Source organism: Flaviaestuariibacter flavus (assembly GCF_004337505.1).
Lineage (GTDB): Bacteria > Bacteroidota > Bacteroidia > Chitinophagales > Chitinophagaceae > Flavisolibacter > Flavisolibacter flavus.
Map to the genome: position 1 here is coordinate 74,151 of NZ_SJZI01000046.1, position 19,449 is coordinate 93,599.

Genomic DNA, 19,449 nt, shown 5'->3' on the forward strand with positions numbered 1-19,449 from the left:
ACCAGCACATCAGCACACTATCTTCGCTTCATGCACCGCTACTTCCTCAAGACGCCCTGGCTGCTCAAGCGGCTCTTCCCGCGGTATACGTGGGATGCGCCTGCGGCCGGCAACGCGGTGTACCTCACCTTCGACGACGGCCCGCACCCGGAGATCACACCCTGGGTGCTCGACCAGCTCAAAGCCTGGGGAGCGAAGGCCACCTTTTTCTGCATTGGCAAGAATGTGGTCAATCACCCCGATGTCTTCGCCCGTATTTCTACGGAAGGACATGCCATCGGCAATCATACCCACAACCACCTCAACGGCTGGAAGACGGATGCCGCCACCTATCTCGCCAACGTGCGCACTGCCGCGGAGCATATCCCGGCTAAACTGTTTCGCCCGCCCTATGGCCGCATCCGCGGCGCGCAGGCACGCGGCATCGCAAGCGCCATGGGTGTACCCGCTGCGCGGATCATTATGTGGGACGTTCTGAGCGCCGACTTCGACCGCGGCATCACTCCGGAAAAATGTACCCGCAACGTGCTGCGGCACACCGTTCCCGGCTCCATCATCGTTTTCCACGACAGCGAAAAGGCCTGGCCCAACCTGCAGCACACACTACCCGCCGTGCTCCGGGAGTTTGCGGCACGGGGATACCAGATGAAAACGTTAGTATGAAGGTTTTAGGAGGTTCTGGAAGGTAAGGCTGGAATAGATGGGTAGGTTCGGATACCAATTAACCAATAGACCATTTAACTAATAAACAATAAGGGCCGGGGTTGAAACCCTGGCCCGTTTTTAATCCGTACCCTATGAAAACTGAATCAAAGGTATAGGTTTTTAGTATTAAGGCAAACTAATTTGATAAGTGGAATTATTTAGGGTTAAAGTGGCCGATTTGTCGCAGGTACCCGTGCCATAGTCGAGTAATCCGGCATAGGCAGAGCCGGCGCCGAGGTTGCCGCGCACCGTGCGGATGGTGCCCTGGCCAAACCAGGGGCAGGCAAAGCGCTTCCGGAGGGGCACTTCGATATTGGAGCTCCAGCTGCTGACCAGGTCGCCGGTGCGTACCGTGCCGCGGTAGCCGCCGGTAACGTGAAAAGCATCGTCAACGATGGTCTGTGTGGCCCGGCCTTCTATCTGTACAATGGTGCGCGATCCGTTCCAGTAAATGCTGCTGCCGTTGGGGCGTTCAATCCGGCCGTCGGTAGCCGTGATGGTCCAGGCGCGCTGCGCCGGCGTGCCTACGTTGCGGATCTCGTGACTGCCGCTGATGCTGAAGGAGTCCACCTTGTAGTTTTCAAAGGTTACGAGGGCGCGGGCGCCCGAATCGGTAAGGCGGGCGCTGTATTCAACGACCAGCTTACCCGAGCGGGTACGGCCATCACGGCCGGCGCAGCCGCCGCCGAAGTCGAGGGTGATGCGTACGGGGAACTGCTGGCCCGGTGCCAGGCGGTCGACGTGCACCTGGAGACAGGGCGGCACCGAGTCGGCCTGGTTGAAGCGGCCGAAAAGGCCGGTGCCGCCAAGACCTACTTCCGTGGAGATGCCCATGGCATTGTCGAAGGCGTCGTCGGTATGAAAGGAGGCCTGCGCTTCGCCCCGCACCGCGGCCAGCGCGATCTGCAGCTCTTCCTGCGGCGACAGCTCCGAGGCGCTCTGCTCTTTCTTACAGCCCCAGAGGGCCGCTGCAAGCAGCGGGACCGAAGCAAACAGGGTCAGTTTATAAAGAAGGTTCATGTTTTGCTTGTTTTGTTTGCTGGCGACAGCCGACACGTTTTAGCCTTTGGGGCGAAGCGACGGCCTTCGGCAAAGCGCGGCAGCGAGACACCGCTACCTAAGAGCGTTGTTTCTTCACTCAGGTTTAAAGGTATCTTAAAAAATATTTCGCCAGTTTTGCCCGCTATGACGCCCCTCATCGACACACATGCCCACCTGTACCTGCCCGAATTCCGCGAGCGCTGGCCCGAGCTGCTGGAGCGCTGCGATGTGGCCGGGGTAGGGGACATACTGCTGCCGGCAATCGATTCGGAAACCCATGCCGCCGTGCTGGAGCTGGAGGCGGCCCACCCGCGCTGCCGCGCCATGATGGGGCTGCATCCCTGCTCGGTTCTGGCCAACTACGAGCAGGAGCTGGCACTGGTGCAGCAATACTTTTCCGAGCGGCCCTTTGTTGCGGTAGGGGAGATCGGCCTGGACTTTTACTGGGACAAGACCTTTTCCGAGCAGCAATACGCCGCTTTTCACAGCCAGATCGGGCTGGCCCTGAAGTACGACGTGCCCATCGCGGTGCACTCCCGCAATGCCACGGCCGAAGCCATCGAGGTAGTGCGGCAGTACCCCGGGCTCCGCGGCGTCTTTCACTGCTTCGGCGGCACCCTCCAGCAGGCGGAGGCGCTCATCGGTCTGGGCTTTTACCTCGGCATCGGCGGCGTGCTCACCTTTAAGAACAGCGGCCTCGATGCCATCATCAAGGCTGTGGGCCTCGACCGCGTGGTGCTGGAGACCGACGCGCCCTACCTGGCGCCGGTGCCCTATCGCGGCAAGCGCAACGAGCCGAGCTACGTGCGGCACGTAGCGGAAAAGCTGGTGGATGTCACCGGCAGGCAACTGGCTGAGGTGGCCGACATCACCACCAAAAACGCCCGCGACCTGTTCCGCTTTTAGCCGTTGCCGGCAGGCGGCCCTCCCGCAGGGCCGGGAAAAAAACAGTCCCTGATGTTTTTCCCACCTTGGAATGTATCACCCGGAGGCGCTACTTTCGGGGCTTCAATTAACCGATATGCAATTAACCGCCAAACTCATACAGCTGCTGCCCCTGCAGACCGGCAACGGCAAGAACGGCCAGTGGAAAAAGCAGGATGTCATCGTTGAAACCGAGGGCACCTATCCCAAGAAGGTCTGCATCTCCATCTGGGGCGACAAGATCGACCCCTCCGTACTGCAGCCCGGCTCAATGCTCAATTTCGATTTCGACGTGGAAAGCCGCGAATTCAACGGCCGCTGGTACACCGACGTAAAGGCCTGGCGCGTGCAGCCCGCAGCTGCCGCCGCACCCCAGGGCCCCGCACCCAGCACCGGCGACGCCTACCACGATTTCCCCCCGGGAGATATGGGCAACGAGGACCTGCCGTTTTAGTCGTGAATCGGCAATCGCGAATCGTGAATGCCGGAGGCCGGTGTGCGAAGCTGACAGCGAAGCTGTCATTGCGGGCGTAGCGTAGCAGACTCCACGAACTGAAGACTGTCCAAACCGTCCAAAGGTTCCCAGGTGATTGTTCGTTTTACTTGAGCCCCGACCGATTCAGCAACTTTATCAATATCAAAAAGCCCCTGCTTCCTGCAGGGGCTTTTTCAGGGAGAGCCCGTGGAAGCTCCGGTCGCTTTTGAGCCGCCGGCCACAAAAAAGCCCCTTGCTTCTGGCAGGGGGCTTTTTCTTGCGGAGACGGCGAGATTCGAACTCGCGATACAGTTTCCCGTATACACACTTTCCAGGCGTGCTCCTTCAACCACTCGGACACGTCTCCTTCGAAAGGACGGCAAATATAGGCCGTTTTCCGAAAACCGGCAAAAGGGAATCGGGAATTGTTCCGAGTGCGGGCGCGTTTCCTCAGGACACGTGCTCCCGGTATGCGGCTCCTTCCGGGTGCTCCTGCCACAGCAGGTGCAGGCACCAGGCGCCGATGGCCATGACGGTATCGCGCACCGCGATGTCGAAGTATTTGCCGGTAAGCACGAGGTTCACCGCGATGCCCAGCAGCCAGAGCGCTACCACCACGCTGCCGATGCGCGGCTTCGCCAGCACCAGGATGCCGGCAATGATTTCGATGATGCCCACAATGCTCATGAAGGTACCGGCCGGGATCCGGTCGGCGATAAAGGGCGCGAGGTACTGATTCCAGTCGGTGAGCAAGTGGAAGAACTTGTCGGCCCCCGCCACGATGGGCACGAGCCCGTAGGTGAACCGTAAGATGTTCGCGGCCCGCTGGGCCGGGTCAGCGCTCGCGGCATGTGCCGGTGCGTTGTAAGGAGCGGTTACAGTAGCCATAGTTTGAGGTTTTAGGTATAGAGCCGCCCCACGCCCGAATGGTTACAAAAGCGCCGCAGCGACCCTCGTATCACCCTTCGGCTACGCTATCCTTCGCTCAGGGTGACAAACGCCTGTCAGGCTGAGCGGAGTGCAGCGGAGTCGAAGCCCGAACAGTGAGCAAAGCCGAAGCCTACCCTGCTCCCAGCCAGATCCCTACCCCGAAAACAACCCCGCCACCTACAATCACCTGCCCCACCGTTTTTGCCAGGGGCGAGTCCATGAACTTGTAGCGGATCCAGGCGATGGCCAGCAGCTCGAGCACGACGATAATATAGGCGAGGTGCAGCGCGGCGGTGAGATCGGAGATCAGGAAGGGGATCGTATGCAACATTCCGCCAAGCAGCGTGGCCCCACCCGTGATGAGCCCGCGCATCACCGGCGCCCCGCGCCCTGTTACGGCACCGTCGTCGGAGAGTGCCTCCGCCAGCCCCATCGAGATGCCCGCGCCCAGCGAGGCCGCCAGCCCCACGTAAATGGCGCTCATGGGGTTGTGCGTGATGCCGGCCGTGGCAAAGAGCGGCGCCAGGGTGGATACTGACCCGTCCATCAGGCCCAGCAGTGCGGGCTGCACCTTCTGGATGACGAAAGTGTGGCGCGACTCCTTGGGCTCCGCTGTTTGTTCATTGGCCGGGCTGGGGTTGTAGGCTTCCATGTGGCGGTGTTTTGGGGAAAGGAGAAAAAAGCGGGCCAGCCGGAGGGCTGTTCATCGATGGCCCCACATGTTATTGCCTCTTTGAACAAGCAATCAACCCGCACAGCCGGCCCCCGCATTCAGGATGCCTATGGCCGGCATAAAACAAAGCCTTCCAACGTCAACAAAGACAAACTATCAGGCGGGTTGCCGTTACCGTATAAATACGGGTCTTCACTTTCGCGGATACACGCGTTCCGTTTGCTGCACAATGCAACGTTGTCAAGCGCCTGATCACCGGTCACCGCCCGGTCCTCCCGGTCCAAGTGACGCTTTCCGGTTCACGCGGAATGAGTCGCGACGCTGCACCGGGCTTTCTGTTTTGCCGCCCGGTTCAAAAACAATCAGCCGGAAAACATTCGAAGACGTCAAATTGAAGGCAGGGAAAAGCAATAAAATGAAAGCTGTTTTGTAATTTAATTGCGCTTTCTGCTCATCTCTTCACAGTCATGGAAGATAATCAAGCAGTGGTTTAGTTTAAGGCCAGGTTTCGTCCCGGCCTTTTAGTTTGTGGCTGGAATCATATGGCCAGCGGCGGTACCTCGCCGGGAGGCGCCATCGGTGACGCGTAAGAAAATATTTCCTTACCCGGTAATAGCAATAAAATGAAAGCTGTGCTGTAAATTAGATTTCTGCGCGAGGAGCCAGCACTGGCTTTGCTCAACATGCAGTTGGTTTAGGTGACGAGGCCGGGGTTTGCCCCCGGCTTCTCATTTCAGGTAGCGCCACCATTCCTTCAACTGAGAATCCTTATCTTGACAGCAAACCCAAACCGGCATGCACCTCCTCCTCCTCCTCCTCCTCGCCCTCTTCGTCCATCCCCAGCCCCGAAACGTGCTCGTATGCACCGGTCCGAAAGCCTATGCCTACCACCTCCGCGAAGCCTGTAGCGGCCTGCAGCGCTGCAGTGCCCGTATTATTACGGAAGCCGAAAGCGAGGCCACGAAGGCCGGCCGCACACCTTGCCATATTTGCGTCAGCAGCGCGGTGCCTCCTGCAAAAGTTGTAAGCTCCGGAGATGGCCAGTGCAGCGCCACCACGAAGAAAGGAAGCCGCTGCTCGCGGTCGGCGCGTAGCGGTGGGTATTGCTGGCAGCATGGGGGCTAGCTGCGCCTGCTATGCCAGCGAGTGCCTGCCCGTCTTTACCGGCCACAGCAACCGCCGCAGGCACACCACGTGCGCGAGCAGCACCGCCGGCACCACCAGCCCGGGCAGCAGCGTGAAGGGGAAGTAGCCGATGGCCACCAGGGGCTGGGCAAACGAATAGCGCTGTAACACTGTGGGCGCCGAAAGAAAGGCATGGCACACCACGTTGGCCAGCAGCAGCAGGCAGGCGATATTCCACGCGAGCAGCACCGCGCGCGGCAGCGCCTTTTTCACGTACCCGAAATACCACACGAGCGGCGCCGTCATGCCGGAAAAGATGTCGAAGTTGATCCCCTCGAAAGTAATGAGCCGCGGCGCCACGCCCCAGGCCGCCAGTCCCCACAGCACCAGTTCCACCGGCAGGCGCAGTGTGTGCATCAGCGTCAGCGTTGCCGGGTTTAGGCTATCCAGAAAGGCGCGGCCGCGTGCCGTGGCCAGCGCCCCGATTAAGGTGAGCAGCGGCGGCAGCACAAGCGCCAGCATCCGCGGCGGCACACCCGCGAAATGGGTATAGAAGCCGGCCATGGAGAGCAGCGATTGTACGATCGTGAGCCCCAGCAGGAAGGACCCGAATTTGCGGTCGTAACGCGCGGCGCTTGCCAGCGCAAAAAGCGTAAGTACAACGATGAGCCCGAAGCCGAGCGGCAGGTAGAACGGGAGCGATTTCATGGTTGCTGGTTTAATAAAACAAAGCCACCAAAGTGGTACCGGACTTCACTTGCCATTTGAGAAAAAAACGGCCGGGGCGACGAATGCAGGTTGATCCGATCAATCATAGTTTGATAATACGCTTGTTGAGCTGACGGCACCTTTCATAAAGTCCTAAGCATGGCAGGAGGCGGCCTGCTTCAGCGGCGTTGCCGGCTTTGGCCGCTTGAAAAAGAAAAGCCCCGCCATCGGCGGGGGCTTTTGTGATGTGTAATCGCTTAATGTCGTCCATCCTTCTTATCCTGCTCATTGCCGATGATCGCACCGGCGCCTGCACCTACAACGCCGCCGATCACAGCGCCGGCAGCGCGGTTCTTTTTATTGATGATGGCGCCCGCGGCCGCACCCGTTACACCGCCGATGACGGCGCCTTTGGCGGTCTTGCTCCAGCCTTTCTTGGCCGGCGCGGCAGCCGTGCCGGCACCGCTGCCGGTGCCGCTGTTGGAGCCCGAGCCGGAGTTGCTGCTGCTGCCCGCATTTGAGTTGCTGGTGCTGCTGCTGTGTCGCGCGCTCGTTTCGGTACGGTGCTTCGTTGCTGCGGCAGTAGCCGGGGTGGCGCCTGCAGCAGGTGCCTGCGTGGAGTCGATCTCGGAGGCTACGTATAAGGCTTTTTGCTTCTGGAATTCGGCCAGCCCGGCAGTGTCGAGCGGGTTGGCGGTTGTGGTGTTGGCGGCAGGCGTAGAGTTGCAGGCCGCAAGGAAAGCGATGGCGCATACGGCCAGTGTCATCTTTTTCATGGGGGTTAAGGTTTTGGCAAAAATAGGGGAACCGGCCCTTCGGATTGTGGATAAGCCGGTTTCACGCAGTTCCTGTGGATTACGTAGCTGAAAGCATCCTTGCTGTTTCGCTGCCAGTACTTTATGCCCTGTGTAGAAATAAAGGGTTCCGAACCTTCACTGGAAGCCTTTTGTTCCCGCTAAGTTTATCACAGATTATGCCCGCACCGCCTTCCCTTCAGCAAGCCTACAAGTGGTGGCTCCTCGGTGGCTTCGGCCTCCTTGGTCTCCACCGCCGCTACCTGCGCAAGCCGCGTACCGCTATGCTCTGGCTCTGCACCGCCGGTTTCTTTGGCATTGGTGCCTTGCTTGATCTTTTCCTGCTTCACTGGCTCGTCAACCGTATGCATATGATCCATCGCATCAAAGAACTTCAGTCCGAGATCGAAAAGACCGCCGCCCACCGCGAGCAGCTCGCCGCCGCGCATCAATACGAGGAGGCGGCGTATAACCGCGACAAGGAACTGCTGCTGCGCCGCCGGCTGGAGCAGCTGCGGCTGCAGCTGCGGCAGTACCGCAAAGACAACTAGGGGGGCCGGAGCATTAGTATTTGCGGCCGCTGCCTCCTCCCAAACCCTTACTTATGATTTCAGCAAGGGCAGCTTTCTTTCCCGCGGCCTGCAGGCCAATGGCCGCGTGAAGCCGCAGTTGCACAGCAGCTTTACCTCATTGCGGGTCATGATCAACGACGGGCGGCAGATTCGGCGTATTTTGCGGCCACGCTTTAATTATCCGAATGCATTCATCACAGTCGTCAGCCCGCCCCTTAGTCAATGCCTCCGTCGATGCCGACGAGCGCCTGCGCCCGCTGGTGCAGCAGCGCTTCCCGGGCGGGGTAGCAGTGCCGCGTGGCGACGATCGTGCAGCCGTGGCTGAAACAAAGCGCCTCCTCGACGAGGGCGCCACCCTTTTGTACGACGCGGCATTTGTGCACGACGGCATCCTGGTGGTAGTGGATGTGCTGGCGGAGCGCCGCGGCAAGTGGACCGCCTACCTGCAGCGTCCCAACACACGCATCAAGGAAAAGCTGCTGGCCGATGCCGCCCTGCACGAGCAGGTGCTGCACGGTGCCGGCTTCCCGCTGGGCGAAGTGGTGCTGCTGCTGCTCAACCCGCAATACATCCGCCGCGGTCCGGTTGACCCGGTGGCGCTTTTCGCCGAGGAGCGCATACAGCGCCGCCTGCGCTTCGTGCAGGGGCTGGTGCACGGCCGCGTTCAGATGCTGCGCGGAATGGCGGCCAAGAAAGCGCGTGCCGCCGCCCGCAGGGAAGCTGCGGCAGATGCCGCAACTCCGGTAGTGCCGCCGCCTCCGCCACCCCCGCCCGCCCCACGCAAGCAGGTGCCGCCACCCGAGGTCATCGTAGACAAGGGCGCGCTCCGCGCCTTCCTGAAAAGGCTTCATTACCCGCTTTACTTCATGGATTTCGAGGCCTACCAGACGCCCATACCCGAATGGGACGGGCACTGGTCGTTCCGGCAGATACCCTTCCAGTTTTCAGTGCACTGCCTCGACGCACCCGGTGGCGAGCTGCAGCACATCGGGTACATCGCGCCCGCCGCAGTGGAGCCTACCGCCGCCTTCGGCGAAGCGCTGCTGGCGGCCACCGGCGACGCCGGCTCGGTAATCGTATACAACCGGGATTCGGAAGGGCTTATCCTGGAGCAGCTCAAAGGCACGCACCCGGAGCTGACACCGCGCGTGGACGCGCTGCTGGCCCGCCTCGTAGACCTCATGGACCCTTTCAGCGCGGGACATATCCGCATCCCCGATATCGGCAACAAGCTCTCGCTCAAGTTCATCCTGCCTTCGCTGCTGCCCCATATGAATTACGACGCGCTCGCCATCGGCAACGGCGTGGATGCCAACCGCGCGTACCTCGCCATCCGTAGTTCTACAGACGAAGCTTTCGTCAATACCACCCGCGAGGCGCTGCTTGAATACTGCCGCCTCGATACGCTCGCCATGGTGCGCATCCTGGAGCGGATGGAGGAACTGGCGGCGGACGCCTGATCAGCCTTCCCAGGCGCTCAGGATGAAATACGCATTCAGCAGCAGGTAGGAGATGCCCACCGCCAGGGCGGCGCGGAAGTCGAAGCTGCGCGCGGCCTGCAGTTTATCCTTTTTCGCTAATGTCAACGAGTGGATCGTGGCCGAAACGATGGCGAGGATCATGAACAGCGTAAGCCCGTGCAGGGCGTCTACCAGGGTAAATGAACTTGACTCAGGCAGCGCGGAATCGATGATGTATTTGTTACCGATAACGGCAAAGAGGGCGCCCACGGAAAGGCCGAAGCGTGAGTCGATGCTGTCGGAATGAATGAAGAAACACACGAAGGCGATAAAGAAGGCAATGTACATCCCGAGGAACATTTTCCAGAAAAGGCCGCCCGCTTCGCGGCGCACCACCATCCGCACGCGGAAGGTGCTGTAGGTGCTCCGCGCATCGTGGATGCTGGTATCGCCGAACCCGGTTTCATACACCTTGTTGCCCGTGGCCAGCACGCAGCTGTCGATGTTCCAGCCGCGCAGCGCAAAGCGCGAATCATAGTGCGCGCCCACGGTATCGGCCGCGAACACCAGCTCGCTCGAATCAAACTGAGAGTTCTCGATCGACAACCGGAGCGTTTGCCGGTCGAAGGGGAAGTTGCCGATCTTCCACGAGTCCTTCATCAGGCATTGCAGCTTCATCAGCACGTACACGCCGCCGTTGGAAGTGTCGATGGTGGAAAAGGATTTTTCTACAGTCTTCGCCTGCGGGATCTCCAGGTTTTGCAGGAAGTCGAACTTCCGGTTTTTATAGCGCAGCCACAGCCAGAGGTTCATGGCGTATTCCTTTTGCTTGAAGTCGATGTCGTGGATGGAGGTGATGTAAACGCCCGTGCGCACGGTGTCGGGCGGAGCTGCCTGTGCGGAAGCTGTTCGTGCGAGGATGAATAGAAAGGCGGTCAGCAGGATAGGGATTCTCATAAGGCTGTTGTGCGGTAATATTGACAGCGGAAAGATAGGAGTTCCCGCCGGCCATCGTTCCGCGCCCGAATGCCGGACCCTGCGGACCGGATTTGTGACTTGTATATCTACGGTTTCTTTTCTTTCAACGGAACGGGTTGCTCCACTTCGCATCGGTATATACATTGGTGCCCGAAAGGGTTTGCAGGAAGGCCGTGACGGCAGCGATCTCCGCCCCGGTTAGGTTGAGCTGCTGCGGGTTGCCGCCAGGGCGCAGGCGCGGGTCGAGGTTGGTATTGCCCGGCGCGGCGCTGATGTTCCCGTAATGCCCCAGCACCTGCTGGATGCTGCGGAAGTTGGCGGTGTGCATCATGGGGCCGTTGAGCGTGCCGTCGGCGCGCATCAGGTTGCGGAGCGAAGGCGCGCGGGTGTTGTTGAGATCGAGGGCGCTGCTGCCGATGGTAGCGATGATGCCGTTGTTGCGGCTCTGCGGGTCGATGTCGAACTCGGGCGCCGCATGGCAGCCGGCGCAGCCAAGACCGCCGCCCGTGCGCTGGCCGCCGGCACCAAACCGGGGCGGCTGCAGGAAGAGCGCCTTGCCCTGGTTCTCCTGTGCGGTGAAGTTGGCGAAGGGCGCGCCGTCGTTCGGGGCCGTGGCGCGGCCGGCGTCGTATCTCGAATCAAAGCTTTGAATGCTCCGCACAAATTGCGCGAGGCATTCCTGCAGGCGGCTTTCGCTGATGTGCTGATCGCCGTATGTAAACTGAAAGAGCTCCTTGTAATAACCAATGCCCTGCAGCTTCACCAGCAGTGCCTCCAGGTTGGGGCGCCCGCTCTGCCCGCTGAAGCCCATCTCCGCATGGTCCTGTATTGGTGCCGTGGTCTGCTGCTCCAAGGTGGCGGCGCGCTTGTTCCAGAAAAATCGGACCTCGTTGGCAAAGCGCGCGTTGACGAGCCGCATCGAGTGCCGGCCGGTGCTGCCGCCCGCTACACCGGCGCTGACAAAGGCGGTGTCGCTGAAAGCAAACTGCTGCTTGTGACAGGAGGCGCAGGCAACGGTGTTGTCGATACTCAGGTCCTTGTCGTAAAACAAGACGCGTCCCAGCGTCGCCTTTGCGTTGGAAATGGGATTGTTGACGCCGTTGTCTTTGGTGATGTAGGCCGGCTTGCCCTGCGCCGCGTAGTTGGCAAGCGCATTCAGGTTGATACTGTTCCCGAAAGCCGCTTCCACGGCAGGATAGCTGATCGTGGCCGTAGGGGCCGATGGATCCGTGTCTTTCCTGGAGCAGCTGAGGATGGCGCCGACGGTGGTGCCGAGCAGCAGGAGGACGGTTGTTGTTTTGCGCATGCGGTGCAAGTTTGATAGCAAAGCGATTCCGTGGAGCGCCGGGTGAAAAGTGCCCGTGCCCCACGGTGTCGCTTATTGGACGCGCTTTGCCAACAATTCCTGCGGTAGCTGGAATTATTTCCCGAAAAGTCCGCCCAGCTTTCCGCCCAGCCCGCCAAGGTTGCCCAGGTTCCCGAACAGGCCGCCAAGGCCTTCGGGGGTGATGCTGTGATCGTTGGGGTCTTTGGCTTTGTTGGCGAATTTTTCCAGCAGCCCGGGCAGGGCGCCGGCGATGGCACCCGTGGCAGCTGGAGGCAGCCCGAACTTGGAGCCGAGCGCGCTCACCAGCCCGCCCGAAATGGCGCCGGTGATGGGTGAGTTGTTGGCGAGGCCGCCCTGCAACTGGTCGAGCAGTCCGCCAACCCCGCCATGCTGCGGTGCCTGCGCGGCGAGGCCCTGGGTCATTTGTGTGGCCACCTCGTGGCTTACCGCGTCCTGCTGGTCGGGCGGGACGGCCTGCCGCACCTGTGGGTTGTTGTTGAGGTGCTCTTTCACCATGTTTACTACCTGTTCGAACATAGATGTCGTTTTTAGAACGGCATTGCTGCGAATCCTGTGCCCACCCCGGCCGTGTGCTCATTAGGGTGCGCCCTGCAATCAGCGAAGGGGCAATTCCCGCAGGCGCGCACGCAATTGTGCGCGGAAAGCAGCCGGCTCGGCTCCGGTAAGCAGCAGGTGACGGATGGAGGTGGCGCCGGCCGACTTGGAAAGTTTTTCGCCACTGTCGTCGGCAATGAGGCCGTGATGCACAAAGGTGGTGCGGCAGAAGTCGTTCCAGCCGAGCCGGCGGGCCAGGTAAAGCTGTGCGAGTGTGGAATCCCAGAGGTCTTCGCCACGCACCACGAAGTCGATACCGAAATGGCGGTCGTCGGCAACGGAGCTCAGCTGGTAGGCGGGGAAGCCGTCTTTCTTGCGCACAATAAAGTCGCGTTGTGCGGCTGGCAGTGCGGCACGCACGTTCTCTTTGTTCCGTAGAAATACAGTTAACGGTTCTTCGTCGTCCGTGCGCAGGCGCCAGGCGGCACCGGGTGTATCGAGGGGCAGCATCCGCGCGCGGCAGGTGCCGGGGTAGCTACAGTCTGGGCTCACCCGCAGGATGTCGGCACGCGAGCAGTTGCAGGCAAAGACAGCACCCTCGTTTGCCAGTTGCCGCAGCGCTTCATTGTAAAGTTCCAGTCGCCGGAGTTGCGACCAATGCTGTTCGAAGTCGCCGGCGCCGCGCGGGCCTTCGTCCCAGCCGATCCCGAGAAAGCGCAGCGTATCAAACACATCCTGCACATATTCGGGACGTACACGGGCGCGGTCCATATCGTCGATGCGCAGGAGAATGCGTGCGCCGTGCGCTTCGGCCAGCTGCTGCGTGAGCAGGAAGGAGAGGGCATTACCCAGGTGCAGAAAGCCGCTGGGCGTTGGAGCGATGCGGGTTTTCAGAAAGCGCGGCGCGTGCGTCATCACCGATGTAAAATGCATCATTTCGCGTAGATGCCCTGCAAAGAAAACCCCAACGGCGACGTCGGGGCTCTCTTTGTTCGGATGGTGTTGTCTATTGAAGCAGCACCGGCATACCGGCACGCGTATCCTTGCCTTCGATGCGCAGCTGGTAAACACCGGCGGGCAATCCGCCGGGGAGTGTGAAGCGGCTGCTGCTGCCACCGGCATCCTGCGCGAGGCGCTGGCGGTATACGGGGCGGCCGATGGGATCCAGGAGCACGAGGTCATAGGTGCCGGCGGCAAATCCGGTTGTTTGCACGTTCAGTTCGCGGCCGCTGAGCGGGTTGGGGGTCACCAGCAGCTCGGGCGCTGCGTCTCTACCGGCGAGGCGCACCGTGCTGCTGTAGGTGAGGCGTCCGTCGATGTCGACGGACTTCACGCGGTAGTACACGTTGCCGGAGGGCGCTCCCGCGTCGCGTCCCTCGTAGCTGGCACCGCTGCCGTTATTGCCGCGGGGTGCCGCCTGCGCTACGGGCTCGAAGCTGCGGCCGTTTGCGGAGCGTTCGATCTCGTAGCGGGCTACGTTCACCTCGGTGGCCGTTGTCCAGCGAACCGAAACGGCACCTTGCAGGCGGCTGGCCTTTACGGTGATAAAGCGAACCGGCAGCGGATTGAGCAGGCCTTCGGTTGCGAGGGTGATAAAGTCGAAGGCAGGCTCCGCGTCGGTGGTGATGGTGCCGGCACCGGCACCGGTACTGCTGGCGCTGCCCGCGAGCGGCACCGTCTGCCATCCGCCGGCGGAGAGACGGGCCACCCGCAGGTTCGCCAGGTCGTTAACGTATTGGTTGCCGCCGCAGCCGCTTTGGGGGCTCCAGGTAAGCGCTGCCTGGATATCGGGCCCCGACACTTTGTTGACGCTCCAGTATTCGCAGGCGCTGATACGGCTGAGCGGTGCCACCACGGTACCGTTGAGTGTGTAGGCGGAGCCGCGGAAATATTGGGCAATAACGTCGCCGATAGCTGAAGAAGCCGTGATCGTTACCGGCGCATACGTGCCGGATGCACCAAGCGGGAAGGTGAACGAGGTAGCGCCGCCGGGCCACTCCATCGGGCTCGATACGTAGCTCGTGCTGTTGCCGGCGGTAGTGGTGGCGCCGGGCAGAAGCACAAGTGTTCCGCTGCCGGCCAGGGCGCCGTTAGTAAGCGTGAGGGTGCCTGCGAGACGTATGGTTGTCAGCAGGTTTTTGGTGCCACTGCCGTTTATCGCCAGGTTGTTGAAAACGAAATTGCCGGCCGGCGCGCTGGTTTGCGTCGCTGTTACCGAAATGGTTTGCGTGCCGGTGCCGTTTAGTTCGATGGTGTTGCCGGCATTGCTGTAAACCGCACCGTTTTCAGTGGTGAAAGTCAGGCTGAGGTTGCCGCTCACCTGGATGGTAGCGGCCGGAAAAGTAAGGTTGCCCGTGGCGGGAGGTGTTACACCCGGATTGCGGAACGTGCTTACAGTTAAGTTGTGGTATTGGTTGGCAACTACCGTTTGTGTCCGGTTGCCATTGTATTCCACGGTGCCGCCAAAGGTTTTCCCGGTAGGGAAAGGTGTTTCTCCCTGCACCAGCAGCTTGCCCGCATGACCGGAGGCATCGTAGGTGCCCGTCAGCGTTTCCGAAGCCAGATCAATGATGGTAGTGGCGGAAGTGACAAAGTTTCCGTTGACCACGATATCGGACGATCCCAAGTCAGTGCCATTGGTCAGTACCGAAAGATTCTGATACGTGCCCGAGATGATCTTTTGTCCGCCTGAGGGTGCGTCGTACACGATGGTGCCGCCCCAGGTGCGGCCGGAGGGAAGCGCCGGGTTGGCATTGCTTCCGCCGATGTATTGCGTGCGGATGGTACCCACGTTTGTTTGCGCGCCGATGCCGCCCGAGCTCGAGTTGGTAAGCTGATTGTTTCCCATATTGAGCGTGGTGCCGGTGGTGAGGGTCGCGATCTGCCCGCCAACCACCAGCGCGCCACCCGCGGCGCTTTCCAGTGCGCCTGCGCCGGCATGCTGTAGGTAGAGGTTGTTATACGTACCCGCCACGACGGTCTGTCCGCCGCCACTGGCGTTATACAGCACCGAGCCGCCCGTGGTGCCGCGCCAGTCGATGTTTGGGGGCAGGGGTGTGGCCGACGTGCTTTGCGTTGCGACGGTGCCGTTGTTGACGATGCTGCCCCCGGAAAGAGAAAGCGCCGATGTGCCCATATTCAGGATCGAAAAGGCGTTGGTGGTGAGGGTGCCGGAGATCGAGAGCGGCGCACTGACGTTGGTGGTCTTGCTGTTGCCGCTGCTGCCGGCCGCCAGTGTCAGGTTGTTGAAGGTGCCGAAGCCGATCGCGGGGATGGTGTTGTTGGCGGTAAGAGTGACCGTGCCATCGCCGGGCGTAAACAGCGAGCCGGTAGCGTTGCTGTTGACGCTGAAGCCGCCGGTGCTGAGCGTATTGCCGGTGGTCATGGTCAGAAAGCCCGGGGCAAGCGGGTTATTGGTACCCAATGATGTGATGCCCGTCACGGTGAGTGAGGCGGCGTTGCCGAAGGTCAGCGTGGCGCCTGTGTTGGCGGTGCCGTCGTTCACCTGTACGGAAGCGGCCGTGGCGGCAAAGGAAGGATCGATGGTAACGGTGATGCCTGCGGGGATGACCACAAAGTCGGAGGCGCCGGGCACCACGTTGGGGCTCCAGGTGGCGGCGCTGTTCCAGAAGCCGCTGGCCAGGGCGGTTTTTTGTGCGTCAGCGGTTGAAGGCAGGAGTGATGCGGACAGGAGCAGCATTGCACACAGGGCTGGGCAGAGCCCTTCCAGGCGGATTAATCGTTTCATGTCGATGTTTTGACGGGTTAAGGTTGGATCCCATCTAGCGATTTGCCTGGAGAGAGATTTACAAGATGCAATTTGTACGCCAGCCGGTGTTAGGAACGAAGCCTTCGCGAAAGCCAGATTCGTGGTCGGTTTCCTCGAGTTGGGTCGGGTGTTGAATTCCCCATGTGCAATGGCGTTTTTTGCAGGCCGGCAAAATTGGTTGGTGGAGGGCGAAAATTTTCTCCGGAGCTTTTCGTGTAACCGGTAATATGCCGGGGCGAATCGGGCTGTGTTGTTTCATCCTTGAAAAAGATGACGTCCACCAGATTTTCAATGATATTAGCGAATTGGCATAACGAAAAAGCCCCTGCTGTTGCAAGGGCTTTTGCGGACTGGACGGGACTCGAACCCGCGACCTCCGCCGTGACAGGGCGGCATTCTAACCAACTGAACTACCAATCCAAAATCTAAAGAACAGGCGCTGGAGAGCAGGTAGCTGTTCCGGCGGGGTGCAAATATAAGAGCGGCTTTTTATTCTCCAAACAATTGAAAAAAATGGATGTGTTTTTTTAGACAAAAAGATTCACTGACCCCGGTAATTGGCGGAGTTAGCGATATCGGCACGACGCTGCCTATTTAATGGCCCGACACGTCGGTCTTTACCTGCCCGTTGTACCGGAAAAGCACCCGGTCGAGCGAGAAGGGGCCGCTGCCGACGATCAGGAAGTAAATCAGCAGCAGGAGCGTGAGAATCGACACCGGGAGCAGGGTCATATAATGCATCGCCTGCCAGTTGACGAACACCAGCGCGCCCAGCAGGATCGGGATGTTCACCGCGCAGGAGGCGCGGGTGAGCAGGCCCGTGGCGATGAAGAAGCCGCCCACGATATGTGCGAAAATGATGAAATGCGCGAGCAGCACCACCGGGAAGGAATCGAAGTTTTCGCGTGCGATGAGGCTGCTGAGGGCTTCGGTGTCGCGGGCGAAGGCAATGCCCTTGACGAAGAGAAAGATCCCGAGTGCGATCCGCAGAATGTCGACCCACCCCGGGTGGTGCCGTTCGCCCCAGTGCTCGATGCGTTTTGCGTAAGTCATGATACGGCGTTTTATGGTTAAAGAAGTGCTCTTTTAAAGTTACACTTCTTCCTCCGCATTACCCATGGCCGGGCTTCACGCCGATCGCTGTTTAGCTATGGGTGCGGATCCACTCGTACAGGCGCTCCGCGTCTTCTTTTTTAAACAGCTGGCTTCCGGGATTCATGGTGGCGGCGGTGCCGCAGGCCACGCCAAAGCGGGCGGCGTCGGGGAGCGGCCTGCCCTGCAGGAGGGCGTGGCAGATACCGGCGATCATGCTGTCGCCGGCGCCCACGGTGCTTTGCTTGCGTACCACCGGCGCGGGGATCCGCCATTCGCCTTCCGACGTTACGGCAAGCGCGCCCGAAGGACCCATGGATACGATGAGGGCGCTGCAGCCGCCGCGGCCGAGCACCTCGCGGGCGGCATCGTCTACTTCGTGCAGCTCCAGGTGGGTGCGCCCGGTAAGCGCACAGAGCTCCGACAGGTTGGGTTTGATGAGGAAGACGCCGGTATCCACGGCCCGTTGCAGCGGAACTCCCGAGGTGTCCACCACCAGGCGGGCGCCGATGCGGCGGCAGTGCGCCGCCAGCTGCGCGTAGAGGTCGTCGGGGGCGCCGGGCGGAAGGCTCCCGCTGGCCACAACGAACTCCGGTCGCGGCGCCGCCTCCAGGGCCCGGAACAGGGCCGCGCCGTCAGCTTCGTCGTAGGGGTCGCCGGGGAGCACAAAGCGGTATTGGGCATTGGTGCCCCTTTCGAGCACGGTGAAGCTCTCGCGCGTTTCGCCCTTTGCGGGTACCGCCTCGAAGGGAAGCCCGCGCTCGTTCAGAAGACGTTCCAGCACCGCGCCGTTGACACCGCCCGACAGGAAGAGCGCCTTTGCCGGCGCGCCGAGCTCCTGGAGGGCCTTGCTCACGTTGATACCGCCGCCGCCGGGTTCCGACACGAGGCGGTCGCCACGGAGCTTCTTGTCCGGCACCAGCCGGTCGATGGACGTGCTCTTGTCGATGGCCGGGTTGAAAGTGACGGTCAGGATCATGGGGAGCGTTTTCGGGTTACCGCTAAATTAACGGGTTGCCGCGCACCGGGAAGGATCGTTAAAAACACGCGGAATGGAGTAAAAAAAAGGGGCCCTTGTGGAAACAAGGGCCGAGCGCATATTAGTATGCACATGAGATGCCGCAAAGCTATCCGCTTTGTTTAGAGTTCAAGGTTAAAAGAAGTTAATTCGCTGAAACTGAGGACAAGATGTGCATATCCTGCTATGAACGGTAATTGTCCGGACCGTGCCTGACGCGACGGCGCATTAACATTCCCTTAGCCGACAGGGCGGCAGAAATACTGCCGATAAAGTACCGGCGCAACGGTAGCATATTCTTTGTGGTATCAGGTGTATGAATGCGAAAAGAATCCTGATCATCACAGCCAGCGACCCGGCCTGTATGGGCGCCTGGCCTTCCGGTTACGAAACGGTTTGCGCCAGCGGCGACGAGGCCGCCATCGAGCTGGCCCAGCAGCAGGCCTTTGCCGCCATCGTCATCGACACTTCGGACGCGGCCCTGCACCAGCGCAAGCTGGATGCCATCCTGCCGATCCTCCAGCCCGATACGCCCCTGTTCCGCTACCGCACCGGCGCCCGCACCCCTGTGCCCGCGGCCGTGCAGGAGCACTTCCGCCAGGAGCGCAACGCGCGCATCCGCCGCTACCTCGTGCTCGACGACCTGGAGCCCTACAACGGGCCGGAGCTGCCTGCTTTTTCGGCCAACTAAAAACAAGCGACCATGAAACAAAAAGAGATCGTACCGGTAAAGCCCACCAGCGAGCTTTTTCTCGGCACCGCCAAGGCGCCGGTGAAGCTGCTGCTCTTTGGTGACTACGAGAGCGCGCCCACCGGCGCCGCCCACCATGTCATCAAGGCACTGCTGGATGAATACCCGGGACAGCTCCGCTACAGCTTCCGGCACTTCCCGCTCACCCGCCTGCACCAGAAGGCGCACAAGGCGGCAGAGGCCGCTATCGGCGCGGCGCAGGAAGGGCTTTTCTGGGAGATGCACGAGCTGCTGTTCGCGGCGCGTCCGGCCCTGGGCACCATCAGCCTGAAGTCCTATGCCCGCGAAGCCGGCGTAAAAGGCAAGCATTTCCTCGACCAGCTGCTCAACGGCGACTGGGGTTGGTATGTGCAGGATGACCTGCGCGAAGGCATCCGCCTGGGCGTACACACGATCCCGGCGCTTTTTGTGAATGGTGTGCTGGTGACCGGCGAGCTCACGACCCGCAACGTGCGCGCGGCGATCGAAGAGGCACTCGGCGCCCCGGTGGCGAAGAGCACGAAAAAAAGAGCCTGAAAAAAGGAATAAGGAATAACGAAGGATGAAGCAAAT

General features: G+C 60.8%; 20 protein-coding genes and 2 tRNA genes. 8 read left to right on the forward strand and 14 right to left on the reverse strand.

What is annotated here, in order from left to right; translation table 11 throughout:
• Positions 1 to 30: 30 nt before the first annotated feature.
• Entirely contained in the window at positions 31 to 663 is a 633-nt protein-coding gene (locus tag EPD60_RS12855) for a polysaccharide deacetylase family protein (RefSeq protein ID WP_131449935.1), read from the forward strand.
• Between the two features lie 168 nt (positions 664 to 831).
• On the opposite strand, the gene EPD60_RS12860 is transcribed toward EPD60_RS12855, so the two are convergent.
• Positions 832 to 1,725, reverse strand: a complete 894-nt coding sequence (locus EPD60_RS12860) for a hypothetical protein (protein WP_131449936.1) — start codon at positions 1,723 to 1,725, stop codon at positions 832 to 834.
• A 165-nt stretch (positions 1,726 to 1,890) separates the two neighbouring features.
• Between EPD60_RS12860 and EPD60_RS12865 the strand changes: the two genes are divergently transcribed.
• Both EPD60_RS12865 and EPD60_RS12870 read left to right on the forward strand, forming a co-directional pair.
• Positions 1,891 to 2,652 carry a TatD family hydrolase gene (locus tag EPD60_RS12865; protein ID WP_131449937.1) on the forward strand — a complete coding sequence of 254 codons (762 nt, stop codon included), beginning with the start codon at positions 1,891 to 1,893 and terminating at the stop codon, positions 2,650 to 2,652.
• 115 nt (positions 2,653 to 2,767) lie between these two features.
• Positions 2,768 to 3,124, forward strand: coding sequence for a DUF3127 domain-containing protein (locus EPD60_RS12870; protein ID WP_131449938.1), 357 nt, complete (start codon positions 2,768 to 2,770; stop codon positions 3,122 to 3,124).
• A 301-nt stretch (positions 3,125 to 3,425) separates the two neighbouring features.
• On the opposite strand, the gene EPD60_RS12875 is transcribed toward EPD60_RS12870, so the two are convergent.
• From EPD60_RS12875 to EPD60_RS12885, 3 genes are all read right to left on the reverse strand, one after another.
• A tRNA-Ser gene (locus EPD60_RS12875) sits at positions 3,426 to 3,512 on the reverse strand.
• 83 nt (positions 3,513 to 3,595) lie between these two features.
• Positions 3,596 to 4,033 carry a hypothetical protein gene (locus tag EPD60_RS12880; RefSeq protein WP_243647831.1) on the reverse strand — a complete coding sequence of 146 codons (438 nt, stop codon included), beginning with the start codon at positions 4,031 to 4,033 and terminating at the stop codon, positions 3,596 to 3,598.
• A gap of 172 nt (positions 4,034 to 4,205) precedes the next feature.
• On the reverse strand, positions 4,206 to 4,727 hold the full coding sequence (locus EPD60_RS12885) for a VIT1/CCC1 transporter family protein (RefSeq protein ID WP_207896647.1): 522 nt from the start codon (positions 4,725 to 4,727) through the stop codon (positions 4,206 to 4,208).
• 816 nt (positions 4,728 to 5,543) lie between these two features.
• Between EPD60_RS12885 and EPD60_RS12890 the strand changes: the two genes are divergently transcribed.
• On the forward strand, positions 5,544 to 5,873 hold the full coding sequence (locus EPD60_RS12890) for a DUF5763 domain-containing protein (RefSeq protein ID WP_131449939.1): 330 nt from the start codon (positions 5,544 to 5,546) through the stop codon (positions 5,871 to 5,873).
• Between the two features lie 9 nt (positions 5,874 to 5,882).
• Here EPD60_RS12890 and EPD60_RS12895 read toward each other — a convergent pair whose 3' ends face one another.
• Positions 5,883 to 6,581, reverse strand: a complete 699-nt coding sequence (locus tag EPD60_RS12895) for a hypothetical protein (protein ID WP_131449940.1) — start codon at positions 6,579 to 6,581, stop codon at positions 5,883 to 5,885.
• Between the two features lie 257 nt (positions 6,582 to 6,838).
• Positions 6,839 to 7,357, reverse strand: coding sequence for a glycine zipper domain-containing protein (locus EPD60_RS12900; RefSeq protein WP_207896649.1), 519 nt, complete (start codon positions 7,355 to 7,357; stop codon positions 6,839 to 6,841).
• Between the two features lie 197 nt (positions 7,358 to 7,554).
• Between EPD60_RS12900 and EPD60_RS12905 the strand changes: the two genes are divergently transcribed.
• Positions 7,555 to 7,926, forward strand: coding sequence for a TM2 domain-containing protein (locus EPD60_RS12905; protein WP_131449941.1), 372 nt, complete (start codon positions 7,555 to 7,557; stop codon positions 7,924 to 7,926).
• Positions 7,927 to 8,132: 206 nt separating this feature from the next.
• The gene (locus tag EPD60_RS12910) at positions 8,133 to 9,407 is read left to right on the forward strand and encodes a DUF2779 domain-containing protein (protein WP_131449942.1); all 1,275 of its coding nucleotides are present in this window, start codon (positions 8,133 to 8,135) and stop codon (positions 9,405 to 9,407) included.
• Here the strand turns inward: EPD60_RS12910 and EPD60_RS12915 are convergent, their stop codons facing one another.
• The 8 genes from EPD60_RS12915 to EPD60_RS12945 form a co-directional block, all read right to left on the reverse strand.
• Positions 9,408 to 10,364: a ligand-gated ion channel gene (locus EPD60_RS12915; RefSeq protein ID WP_131449943.1), complete on the reverse strand. Its 957-nt coding sequence runs from the start codon at positions 10,362 to 10,364 to the stop codon at positions 9,408 to 9,410.
• Positions 10,365 to 10,488: 124 nt separating this feature from the next.
• Entirely contained in the window at positions 10,489 to 11,691 is a 1,203-nt protein-coding gene (locus EPD60_RS12920; RefSeq protein ID WP_131449944.1) for a cytochrome-c peroxidase, read from the reverse strand.
• A 114-nt stretch (positions 11,692 to 11,805) separates the two neighbouring features.
• On the reverse strand, positions 11,806 to 12,249 hold the full coding sequence (locus tag EPD60_RS12925; RefSeq protein ID WP_131449945.1) for a hypothetical protein: 444 nt from the start codon (positions 12,247 to 12,249) through the stop codon (positions 11,806 to 11,808).
• A 78-nt stretch (positions 12,250 to 12,327) separates the two neighbouring features.
• Positions 12,328 to 13,203, reverse strand: coding sequence for a glutamate--tRNA ligase family protein (locus EPD60_RS12930; protein WP_165871537.1), 876 nt, complete (start codon positions 13,201 to 13,203; stop codon positions 12,328 to 12,330).
• A 70-nt stretch (positions 13,204 to 13,273) separates the two neighbouring features.
• Entirely contained in the window at positions 13,274 to 16,015 is a 2,742-nt protein-coding gene (locus EPD60_RS17015) for a hypothetical protein (protein WP_165871538.1), read from the reverse strand.
• A gap of 367 nt (positions 16,016 to 16,382) precedes the next feature.
• Positions 16,383 to 16,456, reverse strand: a tRNA-Asp gene (locus EPD60_RS12935).
• Between the two features lie 174 nt (positions 16,457 to 16,630).
• A complete protein-coding gene (locus tag EPD60_RS12940; protein WP_131449947.1) occupies positions 16,631 to 17,089 on the reverse strand; it encodes a DoxX family protein in 459 nt (152 codons plus the stop codon).
• Positions 17,090 to 17,180: 91 nt separating this feature from the next.
• On the reverse strand, positions 17,181 to 18,107 hold the full coding sequence (locus EPD60_RS12945; protein WP_131449948.1) for a 1-phosphofructokinase family hexose kinase: 927 nt from the start codon (positions 18,105 to 18,107) through the stop codon (positions 17,181 to 17,183).
• 355 nt (positions 18,108 to 18,462) lie between these two features.
• Here EPD60_RS12945 and EPD60_RS12950 point away from each other — a divergent pair, with 355 nt between their 5' ends.
• Positions 18,463 to 18,837, forward strand: a complete 375-nt coding sequence (locus tag EPD60_RS12950; protein WP_131449949.1) for an HAD domain-containing protein — start codon at positions 18,463 to 18,465, stop codon at positions 18,835 to 18,837.
• Between the two features lie 12 nt (positions 18,838 to 18,849).
• Complete coding sequence (locus tag EPD60_RS12955; protein ID WP_131449950.1) at positions 18,850 to 19,413, forward strand: DsbA family protein; 564 nt, start codon at positions 18,850 to 18,852, stop codon at positions 19,411 to 19,413.
• Positions 19,414 to 19,449: the final 36 nt, after the last annotated feature.